Raw genomic sequence first — 18,021 nt, forward strand, 5'->3', positions numbered from 1 at the left:
GCCCAAGCGGATCGCCGCCGCGCCGCGCCGGGCCCGCGTCGCCGCCGCGCCGGCCCGGTCTGTCCGGGCCGCCCCGCAGGCCGTCGCCGCCGCGCCGCCGCCCCCGGAGGGCTACGCCCGCTACCGGGCCTACAATTACGGGCCGGGCTACGGCTACGAGCCGGGTTACGCCCAGGGCTACACCCAGGGCTACACCGACGACCGCCTCGACCGCCTGAGCAGCGCCCAGGCCGCCGGCTACGTCGTGGTCCACCGCCGGACGGTGCAGTTCCCCGACGGCCGGACCCTGCGGGTCTATCGCCCGGACGACGAGGGCGAGCCGTTCTGAGCTGAGCCCGCCGCGAACACCGCCCGCAGGGGCGCCCGCAGGATCTTCCCGGCGGGATTGCGGGGCAGGAGCCCGTCCCAGATCTCGATCCGCACCGGCACCTTGAACGCCGCGAGCCGCTCGGCCGCGAAGGCGCGGATCGCCTCCGGGTCGGTCTCGGCGCCCTCGGCCAGCACCACGATGGCGCCCGGCTCCTCGCCCAGCGTCGGGTGGGGCACCGGCAGCACCACGGCGTCGATCACGTCCGGGTGCGCGTAGAGGGCGTTCTCGACCTCGCAGCAGTAGATGTTCTCGCCGCCGCGGATCAGCATGTCCTTGATCCGGTCGACGATGGTCAGGAAGCCCTCCTCGTCGGCGCGGGCGAGGTCGCCGGTGCGCAGCCAGCCCTCGGAGAGGACCTCCGCGGTGGCGGCCGGGTCGTCCCAGTAGCCGCGGACCACGTTCGGGCCCTTCACGCACAGCTCGCCGACGCTGCCCGGCGGCAGATCCTGCCCGAGGGGATCGAGGATCCGCACCTCGCAGACCGGCAGGGGCGGTCCGCAGGATTCCGGGTGGGCGAGGTAATCCTCGCCCTGGTGGTGGGTGAAGGTCGCCGAGGTCTCGGTCATGCCCCAGCCGGTGCCCGGGACGACCCGCGGCAGGGCCTCGCCCAGCGCCCGCACGAGGTCGCCGGCGGCCGGGGCGCCGCCGTAGGTGACGCCCTCGAGGGTCGGCAGCGGCCGGCCGGCCTCCCGGGCCGCGTTGGCGAGCTGCCACGCGATGGTCGGCACGCCGCCCGCGCTGGTGCAGCCCTCCCGCTCGATCAGGTCGAGGGCCGCGGCGGCGTCCCAGCGGTGCATCATCACCAGCCGGTGGCCGCCGTAGAGGGCCGCCCCCAGGCTCGCGTGGCAGCCGGTGACGTGGAACAGCGGGATCACCAGCAGCGCCGCCCGCTGCGGCGCGGCCGGGTCGGGCTTCGGCGGCGCCTCGCCCCGGCGCAGGGCGCTGCGCGCCGCCGAGTAGGGGTAGGCCATCACCGTGGTGGCGGCCGCCCGGTGGGTGCCGACCGCCCCCTTGGGCTTGCCGGTCGTGCCGGAGGTGTAGAACAGGGTCGCGTCGTCCTCCGGGTCGAGGGCGATCTCGGGCGGGGGCAAGTCGGGCAGGGCGCCCCAGTCGTGGACCCGGCCGACGATGTCGGTGAGCGGCGTCGCCCGGGGGTCCGGCGCGGTCCGGGTGGTGAGGACCCGCTCCAGGGCCGGGCATTCGCGCAGGTGCGGGGCGATCCGGTCGAAGCGCTCGCCGTCGGCGATCAGCACCCGCGCGCCCGAATGCTGCAGGCCGTAGGCGAGTTCGGGCCCGGTCCACCACGCGTTGAGCGGCGTGGCGATGGCGCCGGCGAGCAGCGCGCCGAAATAGCTCACCGGCCATTCGGGCAGGTTGCGCTGCGCGATGGCGACCCGGTCGCCCTTGCGCACGCCGGCCTCGATCAGACCCCGCGCCAGGGCGGTGGCGGCGCGGGCGAAGCCCGTGAAGGTCACGCGCTCGTCCTGGTAGACCACGAAGGTCTTGTCCCCGTGGCCGCGCGCGATCCGGAACAGATCGCCCAGCGTCGGCGGCGCCTTCTCCCAGATCCGGGTCGGCACACCCCGGATCGGCACCGTGGCGATGGCGAAGGGCCCACCTGACGCGGTGAGCCGCGCCTCGGCCTCGCGAAAGGGCAGGGCCGGCCAGCCGGCGGGAATCCGGAGATCGGGGCTCATCGCGCGATCGTCACGCCGCCGTCGATGACGAGCGCCTGACCGGTGACGAACCGGCCGGCCGCCGAGGCCAGGAACACGGCCGCACCCGCGATCTCGTCGGGCTCGCCGATCCGGCGCAGGGGCGCGGCGTCCGTGGTGGCGGCCAGCATCTCGGGATCCTCCCACAGCGCCCGGGCGAAATCGGTGCGGATCAGCCCCGGGCACAGGCAGTTCACCCGGACGTTGGCGGGGCCGTACTCCACCGCGTAGTTGCGGGCGAGCTGGAGGTCGGCGGCCTTCGAGACGTTGTAGGCGCCGATCACCGGCGAGCCCTTGAGCGCCCCGATGGAGGAGACGATGACGATCGCGCCGTCCCGCCGCGCGACCATGCCGGGGGCGACCATCTGGATCAGCCAGTGGTTCGACAGGACGTTGTTCTCGAGGATCTTCCGGAACTGCGCGTCGGAGATGCCGGCGAGCGGCCCGTAATAGGGATTGCTGGCGGCGTTGCAGACCAGCACGTCGACCGGGCCGAGCCGGCTCTCGGTCTCGGCCACGAGGGATTCCAGCTCCTCCTTCACCGAGATGCTGGCCGGAATCGCCACGGCGCGGGCGGCCCCATGGGCGGCCTCGATCTCGGCCACGACCGCCTCGCAGGCCTCGCGCTTGCGCGACGAGATCACCACCCGGGCGCCGTGCTCGGCCATCCGCAGGGCGATCGCCCGGCCGATGCCCCGCGACGAGCCGGTGATGAGGGCGGTCTTGCCGGTCAGATCGAACAGGGACATGGCTCGCCTCCGCGCTGGATGAAGCGGCGAACGGCTCCGATCCTCGTTTCACGGGATAGGACGGTCGCGACGCGCCCCCTCTCCCGCACGGGAGAGGGGACCCGCGCCCCATCCGGCCGCCGACAATGTCGCCGGACGCCGCCCATCGTCACGTCCCGTCCCGCATCGACCGGCGCAGGCGCGCCATGCCGGTGAGCCAGCGCTCGGGGTCCTCGGCCCGGCGGCGGGCGTACTCGGCCACCTGCGGGTGCGGCAGGATCAGGAAGCGCCCCGAAGCCAGCCCGTCGAGGGCGACCTCGGCCACGGTCTCCGGCGCCAGCACGCCGTCGCGCGACGCGGCGCTGGCTTCCCCCAGCATGGCGGTGTCGACGCCCTGCGGGCACAGGGCGGCGACCCGGATCCCGTCCTCGGCGTGGGCGATGGCGACATGCTCCAGGAAGGCGAGTGCCGCGTGCTTGGTCGCCCCGTAGGTGGCGCTGCCGATCTGGCTCAAGAGCCCGGCCGCCGAGACCGTTCCGAGGAACGCGCCGCCGCCGCGGGCGCGCCAGAGCGGGACCAGCACCCGCGCGGCGTGGACGTGACCCATCACGTTCACCGCGAAGGCGCGCGCCCAGCTCTCCGGGTCGGCGGAGGTGGCCAGATCCGGATCGGGGTCGCGCTCCAGGATGCCCGCGTTGGAACAGTAGAGCGCGATCGGCCCGGTCCCAGCCTCGATGCGCGCCAGGATCGCACTGACCGCCTCCGCGTCGCCGACGTCGAGCGCGAAGGCCCGTCCGCCGAGTTCCGCCGCCACGTCCTGCGCCCCTGCCCCGTCCCGGTCGAGGGCCACGACCGTCGCGCCCCGGGCCCTGGCCGCGACCGCGAGCGCCCGGCCGATGCCCCTCGCGGCCCCGGTGACGGCGACGACGCGGCCGGACAGCTCCATCTTCAGGCCCCCGCCCGCTCGGCGAAGCCCCAGGCCGCTTCCGCGAGCTTCGGCACGCGCGCCGCCATGGCGGCGGCGTGCTCGCTCGCGGCGTTGCCGGCCTTGGCGCGGGCCGCCACCCCCTGGAGGATGCCGACCAGCCGGAACAGGTTGTAGGCGAAGTACCAGTCGAGGTCGGGCAGGTTTTTCCGGTTCGCAGCCCGGCAGTAGAGCGCCACCGCCTCGTCACGGGTGGGGATGCCCAGAGCCGTCAGGTCGAGGCCGCCGAGCCCGCTGCGCCCGTCGGCGGGCAATTCCCACTGCATCAGCAGGTAGCTGAAATCCGCCAGCGGATCGCCGAGGGTCGACAGCTCCCAGTCGAGCACCGCGCTGACGCCGCCGTCGCGGGAGAAGATCAGGTTGTCGAGACGGTAATCGCCGTGGACCACGCAGGCGCCCTGCTGCTCCGGCACCGTCCGGGGCAGCCACGCGATCAGTCGCTCGACATCCTCCAGGCGCCCGTCCTCGGCGGCGCGGTACTGGCGGGTCCAGCGGTCGACCTGCCGGGCGAAGTAGTTGCCGGGCCGGCCGTAATCGGAGAGCCCCGCAGCCTCCGGGTCGATGGCGTGGAGCCGAGCGAGCGTCGCGATCATGCCGGCATAGTGCCGGTGGCGGGCGTGGGGATCGAGGCCGGGCAACGCCCCGTCCCAGTGCACGGCGCCGTCCACCGCCTCCATCACGTAGAAGGCCGCGCCGATGATGTCGGGATCCTCGCACAGGGCGAAGGGGCGCGGCACCGGGAACCCCTCGCCGTAGAGGGCGCCGATCACCCGGAACTCGCGCTCCACCGCGTGGGCCGAGGGCAGGAGCGGGCCGAAGGGCTTGCGCCGCAGCACGTAGGCCTGGCCCGGCGTGTCGAGCCGGTAGGTCGGGTTCGACTGGCCACCGCGGAACTGCTGCACGGTGAGCGGCCCGGCGTAGCCGCGGACGTGCCCGTCCATCCAGGCGGCGAGCTTCGCCTCGTCGATCCGGTGGCGCGGCTCGACCGGCTTCACGCCGGAAAAGACATCCGCGTCGCTCATGCGCCCTCGCGGGCATTGGTGTAGCGCCCGAATTCCAGGCGGGCGATCGAGCGGTTGTGCACCTCGTCCGGCCCGTCGGCGAGCCGCAGGGTGCGGATATGGGCGTACATTTTCGCGAGCCCGAAATCCTCCGAGACGCCGGCCCCGCCATGGGCCTGGATGGCGTCGTCGATCACCTTGAGCGCCACCCGCGGCGCCGCGACCTTGATCATGGCGATCTCGAGCTTGGCGCCCTTGTTGCCGACCTTGTCCATCATGTCGGCGGCCTTCAGGCAGAGGAGGCGGGTCATCTCGATGTCGATCCGCGCCTCGGCGACCCGCTGCTCCCAGACCGACTGCTCGCTGATCCGCTTGCCGAAGGCGACCCGGGACACGAGCCGCCGCGCCATGGCCTCCAGCGCCACCTCGGCCGCCCCGATGGTGCGCATGCAGTGGTGGATGCGGCCTGGCCCGAGCCTACCTTGCGCGATCTCGAAGCCGCGCCCCTCGCCGAGGATCAGGTTTCCGGCCGGGACGCGGACGTTTTCCAACACCACCTCGCCGTGGCCCTTGGGCGCGTCCTCGTAGCCGAAGACCGGAAGCAGGCGCTCCACCCGGACCCCGGGCGTGTCCATGGGGATGAGGATCTGCGATTGCTGCCGGTGGCGGGGGGCCTCCGGGTCGGTCTTGCCCATCAGGATCGCGATCCGGCAGCGCGGATCGCCGACGCCGGTCGACCACCATTTGCGGCCGTCGACGACGTAGTGGTCGCCGTCGCGGCGGATCGCCGTCGCGATGTTGGTGGCGTCCGAGGAGGCGACCTCCGGCTCGGTCATCAGGAAGGCCGAGCGGATCTCACCCGCCATCAGGGGCTTCAGCCACCGGTCCTTCTGGGCCGCGGTGCCGTAGCGGTGCAGCACCTCCATGTTGCCGGTGTCGGGCGCCGCGCAGTTGAACACCTCCGAGGCGATCCCGACCCGGCCCATCGCCTCGGCGCACAGCGCGTAGTCGAGGTTGGTCAGGCCGGCGCCGCGATAGGCGTCGGTGTCGTGCTCGGGGGAGGGCGGCAGGAACAGGTTCCACAGGCCCTCGGCACGGGCCTTCTCCTTCAGCCGCTCCATCGTGGGGGAGGGTTCGCGGCTCTGCGCGCGCTCGGCCGACACCGCGGCGGCGGCCGGAAGGATCGCGTCGGCGATGAAGGCGCGGACGCGGGTCAGCCAGTGGGTCTGGGACTGGGAGAGGGTGAAGTCCACGGTGTCCGCTCCCTAGGGTTTCTCTGCCGGGCGAGCGCACCGAGCTTGCGTGCGCGGGCTGCCCGCCTTCCCATTGCCTTCACCCACGGCGCGACGCGCCCCCTCTCCCGTGCGGGAGAGGGTTGGGGTGAGGGACGAGAAGCCACAGGATCGAGCCCGCCCTTGTCGCGCAGTCAGGTCGAGCCCTCTCTGGACAGACCTGATCCCTCACCCTGTCCCTCTCCCGCACGGGAGAGGGGACCCGCGCTCCGACCCGAATCGAACGTGGCGCTCGATCGACCCACATCACGCCGCCGCTCACAGATAGGCCGATCCCATCTCGCTGGCGAAGCGCTGCGGCGGTCCCTCCCAGACGATCCGCGCCTGCTCCAGCACGTAGACCCGGTCGGCGTGGGGGAGCGCGAAGGTGACGTTCTGCTCGCCGAGCAGTACCGTGATCGGCGTGGTCTGCCGCAGCTTCTCCAGCGCCTTCGACAGCAGTTCCAGGATCACCGGGGCGAGGCCCAGCGTCGGCTCGTCGAGGATCAGGAGGCGCGGGCGCATCATCAGCGCCCGGGCGATGGTCAGCATCTGCTGCTCGCCGCCCGACAGGGTGCGGGCGCTCTGCGTCTCGCGGTCCTTGAGGATCGGGAACAGCTCGTAGAGCCAGTCGCGCTGCCTGGCGCTCTCGGCCTTCGGGAAATGCTGGCCGCCGAGGTCGAGATTCTCGCGCACGCTGAGGTCGCCGAACAGCTCCCGGGTCTCGGGCACCTGGACGATGCCGGCCCGCGCGATGGCGGCGGGCTTCATCCGGGAGAGGTCCCGGCCGTCGAACCGGATCGTGCCCGTGTGCGGAACGAGGCCCGAGATGGCGTTGAACAGCGTGGTCTTGCCGGCGCCGTTCAGGCCGACCACCGAGACGAACTCACCCTCGTGGACATGGATCGAGGCGGCGCGCAGGGCCTGCGCCTTGCCGTAGAGCACGTCGACGCCCTCGACGGTGAGCAGCGAGTCGGGCTTGAACGCCGCCTCGGGCCGGGCCGCCGTCTCGATGCTGCCGCCGAGATAGACCCGGCGCACGGTCGGGTCGGCCATCACCGACTCGGCCGAGCCCTCGGCGATGCGCTCGCCGAGATACATCGCGAACACCCGGTCGACGATGGCCGCGACGCTCTTCACGTTGTGGTCGACGAGGAGCACGGCCTTGCCCTCGTCGCGGAAGCCGCGGATCAGCTCGGAGAAGGCCGCGACCTCGCCGCCGGTCAGGCCCGCGAAGGGCTCGTCGACCAGCACCACCCGGGGGTCGCGGGCGATGGCCTTGGCGAGCTCCAGCCGGCGGAGATCCGCGAAGGGCAGGGTGCCGGGGCGCCGGTCGATGACCGCGCCGAGGCCGACGCGCTCGGCGATGTCTCTCGCGCGCCGCGCCACGTGCGGGTCGGCCGCCAGCCGGATCAGGCTGTCGGGCAGGAGCGCGAGGCTGATATTCTCCAGCACGGTCTGCCGCTGGAGCGGCCGCGCGTGCTGGAACACGAGGCCGATCCCGGAGCGGGCGACCCGGTGGGCCGGCATGCCGCCGATCTCCGTGCCGTCGAGGCGGATCGAGCCGGCGCTCGGCCGCTCCAGCCCCATGATCAGCTTCATCACGGTGGACTTGCCCGAGCCGTTGGGGCCGATCAGCCCGAGGATCTCGCCCGGGCGCAGGTCGAGGTCGATGTTCTTGACGGCGACGAGGCCGCCGTAGCGCTTGGTCAGGCCGCGCACGGTGAGGCAGGGCTCGGCCATGACGGGCGACACGGCCGGCGGGGGCGCGACGGCGACGGTCATCGGGCTCTCCGGAGCGATCCGAGGCCGAGCAGCCCCGAGGGCACGAACAGGATCACGAGGAGCGCCACCGCCGAGACCACGAAGGTCGAGAGGCCGCCGAGCGGGCGCAGCAGCTCGCCCGCCGCGATCAGGAACACGGCGCCCAGAGCCGCGCCCACGATGGTGCGCCGGCCGCCGAGCACCGCCGCGATGATCACCTGCACGCCCACCGACGTGTTGATCAGCGTGCCGACCGAGGCGGTGCCCATGTAGAAGACCACCAGCCCGCCCGCGAGGCCCGAGAAGGCGGCGCTGACCGCGAAGGCCGCGAGCTTGTGCTTGGCGACGTTGAAGCCGAGCGCCCCGGTCACCACCGGGTCCTGGCCGGCGGCCTGGAGGATCAGCCCCGCGGGCGAGCGGGCGATGGCCGTGAGGATCAGGCCCGAGACCGCCATGAAGCCCAGCGCCAGCCAGTAATTGGTGTCGGCGTCGATGGAGATGACGTCCGGCACGGTCAGGCCGATCTCGCCGCCGGTGAGGCCGGAGAAGACCACGATCATGTTCTGCAGGAGCAGGACCGCCACCAGGGTGATCAGCCCGAAATAGGGACCGCGGACCTTCAGCGCCGGCAGCGCCAGGGCGAGGCCGCCGACCACGGCGAGCACGGTCCCGGCCGCGAGGCAGTAGGGGATCGGCAGTTCGTAGCGGTTGTTGAGGATGCCGGCGCCGTAGGCCCCGAGGCCGATCAGGAAGGTCGGTCCGAAATTCACCTCGCCGGCGAAGCCGAAGAGCAGGTCCCAGGCCATGGAGAACACGCCGAAATAGTAGGCGATGGTCAGGAGGCCGAGGATGTAGCCGGAGACCCACCAGGGCAGGGTGGCGGCGGCCAGGACGGCGAGGACCGCGATCCAGAAGCCGGGGGTGGTGAGGAGCTTCATGGGTTAGCCAGACCGGGACCGACTGCGAGGGATCCGATTGCCCGAAGCGATACGGGCAAAGCGCGGGTCCCCTCTCCCGTGCGGGAGAGGGACAGGGTGAGGGATCACGTCTTGCAGGACGAGGCGCGACCGGAATGCCCGGAGGTGGGGTGCTCCATCCGGAGCCTTCTCATCCCTCACCCCGGCCCTCTCCCGCCCGGGAGAGGGGGTGCGTCGCGCTCTGCCGCCGGCGTCGATGCCCCACTCCGGTTCCATCATCACCGCCGCCCCAGCAGACCTTGCGGACGCAGGTACATGACGGCGACCAGCAGGAGCAGCGCCGGGATCACCCGGTAGGCCGGCGAGATCAGGTAGGCGGTGGCGGTCTCGAGGTAGCCCACCACGTAGGCGGCGATCAGCGAGCCGGTGACGCTCCCTAAGCCCCCCAGCACCACGATCGAGAAGGCGCTCGCGGTGAGCGGGCCCACCGAGTACGACGACACCCCGAGGAACATCCCGAGCAGCACCCCGGCGGTGCCGGCGAGCAGGCCGTAGATCGCCCAGACCGCCACGTAGATCTTGCCCATGTCGTGGCCGAGCAGCGTGACGCCCCGCGGGTTCATGGAGGCGGCGAGCAGGACCTTGCCGGCCCGCGCCCGGTTCACGAACAGCCAGAGCAGGCCGATCACCACCCAGCAGATCACCGCGGTGAAGACCTGGTTCCTCGGCGTCCGCACCCCGGCGATCTCGAAGACGCCCTCGACGATCGGCAGCACGGTCTTCGGGTTGTCGGTGAAGAAGTAGGCCACCAGCTCCTGGATCATGATCCCCCAGAGCAGCGTCCCCGTGAGCACGAAGATCTCCTTCTCCTCCCGCGGGATGGCCCGGCTGCGCTCGATCGGCGCGACCACCGCGAAGTAGGTGACCAGCGCGCCCGCGAGCCCGCACAGGATGCCGATCACCGCGCCCGCGTAGGACCCGAGCCCGAACAGCGCCGAGGCCGCCCAGGCCGCCACCGCGGCCATGACCATCAGGGCGCCGTGGGTCAGGTTGAGGACGCCCGAGACCCCGAAGATCAGGGTGAAGCCCATCGCGCCGAGCGCGTAGAGGGACGAGATCGCGAAACCGTCGACGAGGATCTGGAGGCCGATCATCGCGCTCTCCCCGCCCGGTTACCGTCCCGCCGCCTTCACCGCAGGGGGCAGGATCATGGTCCCGTTGGCGGTGGTGGCCGGCCAGATCGCCACCTGCTTGCCGTTCTGCCACTGCCCGAGGACGCTGGTCATCAGGCCGGGCCCGTACTGGATCGAGTGCGTGAACGGCTCGTCCTTGCCGTAGAATTTCAGGCGCCCGACGGTGCCGACGTAGTCGGTCTTCTCCAGGGCGTCGACGAGCTTGTCGGCCTCCGTGGAGCCCGCCCGCTTGACCGCCTCCGCCGCGTAGTGCGTGGCGTCGTACGCCATGTAGCCCGCGTAGGACGGCGCGCCGCCGAAGCGCTTGGTGAAGGCCTCGGCGAACGGGATCGTCTTCTCGGTGAGCGCCACGCCCGGCACCGCCACGCTGTCGAACAGCACGCCCTGCGTGCCGCCGTTGGTGTTGGCCCAGAAGGTCGAGGAGGTCGCTTGGCCGCTGATCCCCGTCATGGCGATCGGCACCTGCTGGTTCTGCCACTGCACGGTCGGCTGCACGCCGACATGGGCGATGCCGGTGACGATCAGGTCGGGCTTGGCCGCCTCGATCTTGTTGTAGATCGGCGTGAAGTCGCCCGTGTCCGGGGAGAAGCGGACGTGCTCGACCACCTTCAGCCCGGATTTCGGCAGGCATTCCTGGTAGGCGGCGTCGAGCGGGCGGGTCCAGGCCGCGTCCTCGCTCATGATCGCGGCGGTCTTGGCCTTGAGCTTCTCGACCAGCACCTCCTTGGCGGAATCGCAGACCGCCTGCGCCAGGGCGTGCGAGGTCAGGTAGCCGTGGAAGGTGTACTTGTTGCGCGCGTAGTCCTTGTGGACCGCGACGCTGATCTCGTTCGAGGCCGCGCCGGGCGTGATCATCGGCGTCTTGAGCCGGGCCGCCCAGGGCATCAGCGCCAGCACGACCTCCGAGATGTAGCTGGCGATGACGAGGTTGACTTTGTCCTCGGAGACCGCCCGCTGGAAGGCGCGGACCGCGTCGGAGGCGGAGGACTTGTCGTCGTAGGTGACGACCTGGATCTGGCGCCCGTCGACGCCGCCCTTGGCGTTGATCTCGTCGGCGGCGAGCTGGACGGCCTGCGGGATCGAGGCCCCGGCCACCGACTGCGCCTCGGCGATCACCCCGATCTTGATCGGGTCCGCGGCCCGGACGGGCCCGGCGGCGACCAGCCCCGCGGCGATCAGCGCGGGCAGCGTGCGCCGAATCGGGGCAACCCGGGCGGCGGCGCGCACGGTCTCGGACATCGGCGTTCCCTCATCCCAGTGCCCGAATTTTATATTCGCGGGCTTGGCCCGGACTGTACCCGCGCTCCGACGGATCACAAGGGGCCGGTCGGGACCGGCCGGTGACGTTTGCACCGAGTCGTTTTCCGCCCGGGGTATCGCCGCGCGCCGCCGCATCCTAGGCTCGCCGCGGCCCTGCGAAGCGCGGGCCCGGCGGCCTCGAAGAAGGGCACGGTCCGGTGAGGAACGCACGCTCGGCCGCGGCCGGGGTTCGCCCCGGACCGCGGCCCCGGAGCCTCGGGAAGCGGCCCGCTCCGCGGCCGGCACGGGCAGGGGAACCACAGGCATGACCCTGCGCTGGACGCGGCGGCCCGAGGGCTCGACCTGGGGGGATTTCGGCCCCGACGACGAGCTGGGACGCCTGAACCTGCTCACCCCCGAGAAGGTGCTGCAGGGGGTCGCCGAGGTGCGCGAAGGGCTGACCTTCTGTCTGAGCCTGCCGCTGGACCTGCCGGGCGGCAACGTCCTGAACCCGCGCCGTCACCCGCCGCAGATCACCCCGACGCGCCGCGCCAACGGCCGGCCGAACATGAACTTCCCGGTCTGCGAGGAGGTCGACGGCGCCACCGACGTGATCTGCGACGACCGCGCGCTGATCCACCTGCAATACTCGACGCAGTGGGACTCGCTCGCCCATGTCGGCTCGCTGTTCGACGCGGACGGGGCGGGCGCCGCGCCGACCTTCTACAACGGCTTCCGCGGCGGCCGCGACATCGTCGGGCCGAGCGCACCGGAGGCGGCGGATGAGCCGTCCCGGGCGAAGCGCCTCGGGATCGAGCGCCTCGCCGAGACCGGCATGCAGGGCCGCGCCGTGATGATCGACCTGCGCGCCCATCTCGGCGACGCCAGGACACGCGTCGGCTACGACGAGCTCGCCCGGATCCTGGAGGCCGACGGCGTCGTGGTGGAGCCGGGCGACATGGTCTGCCTGCACACGGGCTTCGCCGAGCGGCTGATCGCCATGGGCGGCGCGCCGGACCCGAAGCTCGTCCAAACCCTCTGCGCCGGCCTCGACGGGCGCGACCCGCGCCTCCTCGACTGGATCACCCGCACCGGGCTCTGCGCGCTGATCGCCGACAACTACGCGGTGGAGGCCTACCCGGCCGGCCCCGGCCCCGCCTGCTGCGCGACGCTGCCGCTCCACGAGCACTGCCTGTTCAAGCTCGGGGTCAATCTCGGCGAGCTGTGGCACCTGACGCCGCTGGCCGACTGGCTGCGGGCCCGCGGCCGCTACCGCTTCCTGCTCACCGCCCCGCCGCTGCGCCTGCCCGGCGCCGTCGGCTCGCCGACGACGCCGATCGCCACGGTGTGAGGATCGGAGCGGACCCGGGACGCGCTTCCGAGGTCGCCCGGATCAGCCGAGGGCGGCGGGTGCGGCGGCGCGCGGCGGGTCGCCGACCGGCTCCGCGGCCGGTTCCGCGACTCCCTGGGGCGGCCCGGGGCGGAGGACTGCGCGCTCGCGGAAATGCGGGATGGCCGCCTCGAACACGGCCTCGGCGGCCGCCCGGTCGCCGGCCGCCACGGCGTCGCGCAGCCGCGCCACCCAGGCGTCGAGCCGGTCCCGGTCGGCGAAGACCGGCCGCGCCGCCATCACCCCGTCGATGCCCGGCAGGGCGATCCGGGGCTCCTCGCGGGCGAACAGGATCTCGTTGAGCCGCTCGCCGGGCCGGGCGCCGGTATAGGCGATCTCGATCTCGGTGCCGGGCTCGAAGCCCGCCAGCCGGATCATCCGCTCGGCGAGGTCGGCGATCCGCACCGGCTGCCCCATCTTGAGCACGTAGACCGCGGCGCGCTCCGCGCCCGCCCGGGCCTCGCCGTCGGCGTGGGAGGCGGCCGTCAGCACGAGGTCGCAGGCCTCGCGCACGGTCATGAAGTAGCGGACCATGTCCGGGTGGGTGACGGTGACCGGGCCGCCCCGGGCGATCTGCGCCTTGAACACCGGCACGACCGAGCCCACGGAGCCCAGCACGTTGCCGAAGCGCACGGCGATCAGCCGGGTCGGGTGGTCCGGCCGCGCCGACTGCGCGGCGTCGAGGGCCTGGGCGACCATCTCGGCGAAGCGCTTGGTGACGCCGAGCTGCGAGACCGGCTCGATCGCCTTGTCGGTGGAGATCATCACGAGCGCCCGCGCGCCCGCCGCCACCGCCGCCTCGGCGACGTTGATCGAGCCGAACACGTTGGTCTTGATGCCCTCCTGCCAGTCCCGCTCCAGGTAGGGCACCTGCTTCAGCGCGGCGGCGTGGAGCACGTAGTCGGGCCGGAACGCCGCGATCACCGCGTGGGTCCGCTCACGATCGCGGATATCGGCCAGCACCCCCGTCACGGCGGTCTCGGCGGCCAGGATCGCGGGGTGGCTGAGGATGCCGTGGAGCGCCGGCTCGGAGGATTCGAGCACCAGCACGGCGGCGGCCCCGAAGGCCACGGCCCGCAGGCAGATCTCCGAGCCGATCGACCCGCCGCCGCCGGTCACCACGACCCGGCGGCCGGCGAGGAACGCCTCCAGGCGCGGCCGGTCGATGGCGACGGTCGGCCGCAGCAGCAGGTCCTCGATCTCCAGCGGCGCCAGTTCCGGACCCTGCACGCCCTCGCCGAGGCCGACGACCCGGGCGAGGGGCAGGCCGAGGCGCCGGGCGCGGGCGATCAGGTCGTCCGGCGCCGCCTCCGGCACGAGGGCGCTCGGGGCGGCCACGAGCCGCCGCACCGGCTCGCCGCGGGCGGCGAGGTCGGCGACAACGCGCTCGAGATCCGGGAAGCCGCCGAGCACCGGCACGCCGCGCATGAACTGCCCGCGCTCGTCCGCCCGGGGCGACAGGATGCCCCGCGGCGCGAGCTTGCGCACCGAGCCCGCCTCGATCGCCCGGATCAGCACGTCCATGTCGGCGCCGCGCCCGAGGAGCAGGGTCGGGACGGTGGCGGCCCGCGCGCTCGACTGCCGGGAGCGGGTGTCCTTGAGGTAGCGGAACGCCAGGCGCGTGCCGCCCAGGAAGAAGATCTGCAGCACCCAGTAGAGCAGGATCGCGATCTTGCCGAAGAAGTAGAAGCCGTAGAGGTCGGACGAGACCAGCACCCAGTCGATCACCAGGAGCGCCAGGGCCAGGACGCTGGCCGCCCGGACGATGCCGGCGAGGTCCTGCAACGAGGCGAAGCGCCACTTGGTCCGGTAGAGCCGGAAGCGGCCGTAGACGAGGCCGGCGAGGACGAGGAACGGCGGCAGCAGCAGGGGCAGGGCGTGCAGACGCTCGGCCAGCATGCCGCCCTGGAAGCGGAACAGGAAGGTGAGCACCACGGCGGCAGCGGTCGCCGCGAGGTCGTGGGTCACCATCACCGCGGTCTTGTAGAGGCGCTGCTGCATCGGGAGCCGGATGGGATGCCGGGGGTATCCGCCGCGGCACCGGCCCTGTCAACGCGGCCCGCCCAGGGCCGGAGCCGGGGCCGGAGGCGGCGCCGGCCTCACCCCAGCGCCCGGGCCGCCGCACCGGCCGCGTCGTCCACCCGGTCGATGTCGGGGGCGTCGATGTGCCGGTAGCGGGCCTGGATCAGCCCGAAGGCCCCGAAGGCGGCGTGGCCGGCCGCCACGAGCCCGAGGAGGATCCAGCCGTAGGGTTGTGCGCGCAGCAGCGCGAAGGCCTCGGCCAGACCCTTGGCATCCGAGGAGCGCTGGTGCCACGCGGCGGCCACGAGGAACCCGCCGATGATCAGGAAGGCGAGGCCCCGCGCCGCGTAGCCGAAGCGGCCGATCGGGCCGGCCCAGCGGTCCCGGGCCCGGGCGTCGAGGGCGAGCCGGTCGGTGACGTCCCCGCGCCACGCCTTGCCGAGGAAGCCGAACCCGCCGCCGACGACCGCGAGGCCGACGAGGGCCACGAGCCAGCGGCCGAAGGGCTTGCTCAGGAGCCACGCAGTCCCGTCATGCACGCCGTCGCCGCCGCTCATGCCCAGGCCGAGGCTGAGCGAGGCCGCGCTGGCGGCGAGACCGAGGTAGAGCCCGGCGCTGATCAGGTGGGCACCGCGCACCGCGAGGCCCTTGGCGGAGGTGCCCCGCCGGTCGGCATCGGTGATGCCCTCGACGAGGCGCCAGAGGGCGAAGCCGGCGAGGCCGAGGGCGATCAGGCCGACGACGGCCGCGCCGAACGGCCCGGCCATGACGGCGCGGAGCGCGTCCTTGCTGTCGCCGGCCCGGCCGCCATGCCCCAGGGCCGCCAGCAGGGCCAGGGCGCCGACCACGATGTAGACCACGCCGCGGGCGCCGTAGCCGAAGCGGGCGATGCGCTCGATCGCGTTGCGGCCGCCGGGAAGGGTCCTCATCGGCGGGACCCGGCTTCGGGGAATCGGGTGTCGGGCACGGGCGGCATCCTGTGGAGCGGGAGCGTTCAACGCCCGGCGGCGCGCACCCGATCCGTTGCCGGCACAACCTCCGTGGCCGCCCTACATGGGCGTCCGGTCGGCGCGGCCGGTGAGCGCCACGTAGAAGCCGAGCCCGTCCTGGGCCGGCAGGGTCTGCAGGCGCTCGATCAGGCCGCGGCGCTTCGCGTCGAGGAGCAGGCGCCCGGCCGGCTGGAACAGGGTCTCGCCGCCGCCCTCCGGGGGCGGATCGAGCCGGATCGCCACGGTCTTGCCCTTGGCGAAGCGGCTGCGCTCCAGCATGTCCTTGAGCGAGGCCTCGGCGGTCGCCCGGTTGGTGCCGCGCAGGTCGAGCACCGACTCGGCGTCGGTCACGCCGAGGGAGCCGCGCAGCTTGGCCGCGTAGAAATCTTCGAAATGGGGCAAGTCGGTGCCTTGATGCTTCGCCGTTCGATCAGGTGGGGTGCGGCCGCTCAGAAGGCGAGACCGCGGTAGAGGTCGCGCACCGGCACGGCGCCGTCGAGCTCCGGCAGCGACACGGTACCGTCGAGCCCGAGGGCCGCGACGCTCCAGTCGTCGCCCGCGCGCCGCCAGACCTCGACCCGCGCCTCGTCGGAATAGACGATCAGCAGGACCGCGAGGCTCGGCACGGTCCGGTAGAAGTCGATCTTCCGGCCGCGGTCGAGACTCATCGTCGAGGGCGAGAGCACCTCGGCGACGAGGAGCGGGTCGGCGGCGTAGCCCTCCGGCAGCGGCGGCCCGCACCGCACCACCACGTCGGGGATCGGGGCGAAATCGTCCATCGCGGCGCTGAGGATCGCCAGACCCGGCATGGCGCGGCAGCCTCGCGGCTCCGCCAGGGCGTCGAGGCGTCCCGCCAGGTTCATGACGATTCGCTGATGCCGCTCCCGCGGCGGCGCCATGAGCGCGGGCTCGCCGTCGAGCAGCTCCCAGCGCTCGTGCGCGGGCCGACCCTCCACCCAGAGCCTGAACTCGGACACATCCATCCGCGCGTCGCGCTTCGCGGCCAGAGCCATCGCCGATCCCCACCTCGGCCGGATCGTAGCACCGGGCCGGCCGCCCGCAACAGGTCCGGCCCGGAAGGCCATCCCCGCGCGGGCGTCACGGCCGATGCCAGGCCGGCCTCCCTCGGGGACTCGGAGGCCGGCACAGGGCGACCGGCACAGGGCGACCGGCGCAGCGACGGACTCAGTCGGCGCCGGGTCCGGCCGCCGCGACGGTGGCGCCGGCCTCCAGGAAGCGCTGCGGATCCACCGGCTCGCCGTCGATGCGGGTCTCGTAGTGGAGATGCGCCCCGGTGGAGCGCCCCGTCGAGCCGACGGCGCCGACCGCGTCGCCCGCGGCCACGCGCTGCCCGGGGCGGACCGCGATGCGGGCGAGGTGGCCGAACCGCGTGGTGACGCCGTGGCCGTGGTCGATCTCGACCATGTTGCCGTAGCCGCCCGCGGCCTCGGCGGCGATCACCCGGCCCGGCGCGGTGGCGCGGGCGGGCTCGCCGTACTCCGCCTTCAGGTCCAGCCCGGTATGGAGGGCGAGGCCGCGGGTGAAGGGGTCGAGGCGCGTGCCGAACGGGCTCGACACGGTCGCGCCTCCCCGGATCGGGCGGGCCAGGGGCAGGGTGGCGGCGAGCCGGCGCAGGCGCTCGCCGTCGTCGAGCGCGCGCCGGGCCAGGGCGAGGCCCTCCGCGAAGCCGGTTCCGTCCAGGGCGCGGCCGTCGAGGGGCACGAACGGTCCGCCCAGCCCGGCGGCCGGCGCGGCCGCGCCGGTGCGGTCGGGATCGAGGCGGTCGGGGTCGAGACCGGTGCGGCCGATCAGCCCGCGCAGCCGCCGCACCGCGTCCCCGGCCCGGGCGGCCAGCCCGGCGAGGCGCTCGCCCTGGGCCGCCTGCAGGCCGTCGAGCCGGGCCTCCAGCCGGATCAGGCCGGTCTCGGCCTCGCGCGCGCCGCGGCGGGGCAGGGGATCGCGGGCGGAGCGCGGCGCCGGAGCCGCACCCTCAGTCGGACGCAGGAAGAGATCGTCGTAGCTCCCACCGGGCGCAGCGCCGGGCCGCCCGGGCAGGGCGCCGGTCGTGGACGGCTCGGGCAGGGCCTGCCGCTCCAGGTCGGCGAGGGCGGCCGTGCGCCGCTCCAGCTCGGCCTGGCGCTCCAGGGCGGCCGCGACCCGGTCGGCCAGCCCCGCCTCGCTCCCCGCCCGGTCGCTCCGGTCGCGGTCGAGGCGGTCCTGGAGCTCGCCGATGCGCGCCTCGTAGGCGTCGCGCAGGGCGGCCTGCCGGGCCACGAACCCGGCGAGCACGTCGTCGTGGAACACGATCAGGCAAGAGGCCCCGAGCGCCCAGGCCACCGCCAGGGCGAGGCCGGCGGCGAGCCAGGGGGCTGGCCGGTGCGGCCTGAGACGCGCGGGGAACTTCGGAAGCTGCATCGGGACGGCACCGGAGGAGCCG

The 18,021-nt window shown here is 73.5% G+C and carries 15 protein-coding genes and 1 pseudogene; 2 read left to right on the forward strand and 14 right to left on the reverse strand.

Features of this window, described 5'->3' with window-relative positions; translation table 11 throughout:
• A pseudogene (locus ACLBYB_RS17300) lies at positions 1–328 on the forward strand (hypothetical protein); the annotation flags it as partial.
• On the opposite strand, the gene ACLBYB_RS17305 reads toward ACLBYB_RS17300, so the two are convergent.
• The 9 genes from ACLBYB_RS17305 to ACLBYB_RS17345 all read right to left on the reverse strand — a co-directional run bounded on the left by ACLBYB_RS17305 (position 295) and on the right by ACLBYB_RS17345 (position 11,183).
• On the reverse strand, positions 295–2,067 hold the full coding sequence (locus ACLBYB_RS17305) for a class I adenylate-forming enzyme family protein (protein WP_447699503.1): 1,773 nt from the start codon (positions 2,065–2,067) through the stop codon (positions 295–297). The pseudogene ACLBYB_RS17300 and the gene ACLBYB_RS17305 overlap by 34 nt on opposite strands.
• The gene (locus ACLBYB_RS17310; RefSeq protein ID WP_447699504.1) at positions 2,064–2,834 is read right to left on the reverse strand and encodes an SDR family NAD(P)-dependent oxidoreductase; all 771 of its coding nucleotides are present in this window, start codon (positions 2,832–2,834) and stop codon (positions 2,064–2,066) included. Before ACLBYB_RS17310 ends, ACLBYB_RS17305 begins: the two co-directional genes overlap by 4 nt.
• A 148-nt stretch (positions 2,835–2,982) precedes the next feature.
• A complete protein-coding gene (locus ACLBYB_RS17315) occupies positions 2,983–3,759 on the reverse strand; it encodes an SDR family NAD(P)-dependent oxidoreductase (RefSeq protein WP_447699505.1) in 777 nt (258 codons plus the stop codon).
• A 2-nt stretch (positions 3,760–3,761) separates the two neighbouring features.
• Complete coding sequence (locus ACLBYB_RS17320; RefSeq protein WP_447699506.1) at positions 3,762–4,820, reverse strand: phosphotransferase family protein; 1,059 nt, start codon at positions 4,818–4,820, stop codon at positions 3,762–3,764.
• On the reverse strand, positions 4,817–6,052 hold the full coding sequence (locus ACLBYB_RS17325; protein WP_447699507.1) for an acyl-CoA dehydrogenase family protein: 1,236 nt from the start codon (positions 6,050–6,052) through the stop codon (positions 4,817–4,819). The genes ACLBYB_RS17320 and ACLBYB_RS17325 overlap by 4 nt, the downstream gene beginning before the upstream one ends.
• Before the next feature lie 297 nt (positions 6,053–6,349).
• The gene (locus ACLBYB_RS17330) at positions 6,350–7,855 is read right to left on the reverse strand and encodes an ATP-binding cassette domain-containing protein (protein WP_447699508.1); all 1,506 of its coding nucleotides are present in this window, start codon (positions 7,853–7,855) and stop codon (positions 6,350–6,352) included.
• On the reverse strand, positions 7,852–8,772 hold the full coding sequence (locus tag ACLBYB_RS17335) for a branched-chain amino acid ABC transporter permease (RefSeq protein WP_056524055.1): 921 nt from the start codon (positions 8,770–8,772) through the stop codon (positions 7,852–7,854). Before ACLBYB_RS17335 ends, ACLBYB_RS17330 begins: the two co-directional genes overlap by 4 nt.
• 257 nt (positions 8,773–9,029) lie before the next feature.
• A complete protein-coding gene (locus tag ACLBYB_RS17340; protein WP_020095281.1) occupies positions 9,030–9,905 on the reverse strand; it encodes a branched-chain amino acid ABC transporter permease in 876 nt (291 codons plus the stop codon).
• An 18-nt stretch (positions 9,906–9,923) separates the two neighbouring features.
• Positions 9,924–11,183, reverse strand: coding sequence for an ABC transporter substrate-binding protein (locus ACLBYB_RS17345; RefSeq protein WP_091926034.1), 1,260 nt, complete (start codon positions 11,181–11,183; stop codon positions 9,924–9,926).
• A 325-nt stretch (positions 11,184–11,508) separates the two neighbouring features.
• Here ACLBYB_RS17345 and ACLBYB_RS17350 point away from each other — a divergent pair, with 325 nt between their 5' ends.
• Positions 11,509–12,534, forward strand: coding sequence for a cyclase family protein (locus tag ACLBYB_RS17350; RefSeq protein ID WP_091926036.1), 1,026 nt, complete (start codon positions 11,509–11,511; stop codon positions 12,532–12,534).
• A gap of 42 nt (positions 12,535–12,576) precedes the next feature.
• Here the strand turns inward: ACLBYB_RS17350 and ACLBYB_RS17355 are convergent, their stop codons facing one another.
• The 5 genes from ACLBYB_RS17355 to ACLBYB_RS17375 form a co-directional block, all read right to left on the reverse strand.
• On the reverse strand, positions 12,577–14,574 hold the full coding sequence (locus ACLBYB_RS17355) for an SDR family NAD(P)-dependent oxidoreductase (RefSeq protein ID WP_447699509.1): 1,998 nt from the start codon (positions 14,572–14,574) through the stop codon (positions 12,577–12,579).
• A 98-nt stretch (positions 14,575–14,672) separates the two neighbouring features.
• The gene (locus tag ACLBYB_RS17360; protein ID WP_091682461.1) at positions 14,673–15,524 is read right to left on the reverse strand and encodes a DUF1206 domain-containing protein; all 852 of its coding nucleotides are present in this window, start codon (positions 15,522–15,524) and stop codon (positions 14,673–14,675) included.
• A 120-nt stretch (positions 15,525–15,644) separates the two neighbouring features.
• Positions 15,645–15,986, reverse strand: a complete 342-nt coding sequence (locus ACLBYB_RS17365; RefSeq protein ID WP_020096438.1) for a hypothetical protein — start codon at positions 15,984–15,986, stop codon at positions 15,645–15,647.
• 47 nt (positions 15,987–16,033) lie between these two features.
• The gene (locus tag ACLBYB_RS17370; protein ID WP_103985870.1) at positions 16,034–16,597 is read right to left on the reverse strand and encodes a Uma2 family endonuclease; all 564 of its coding nucleotides are present in this window, start codon (positions 16,595–16,597) and stop codon (positions 16,034–16,036) included.
• 172 nt (positions 16,598–16,769) lie between these two features.
• Positions 16,770–17,999: a M23 family metallopeptidase gene (locus ACLBYB_RS17375; protein WP_056524070.1), complete on the reverse strand. Its 1,230-nt coding sequence runs from the start codon at positions 17,997–17,999 to the stop codon at positions 16,770–16,772.
• Positions 18,000–18,021 lie beyond the last annotated feature (22 nt).

Source organism: Methylobacterium sp. D54C, assembly GCF_053345595.1.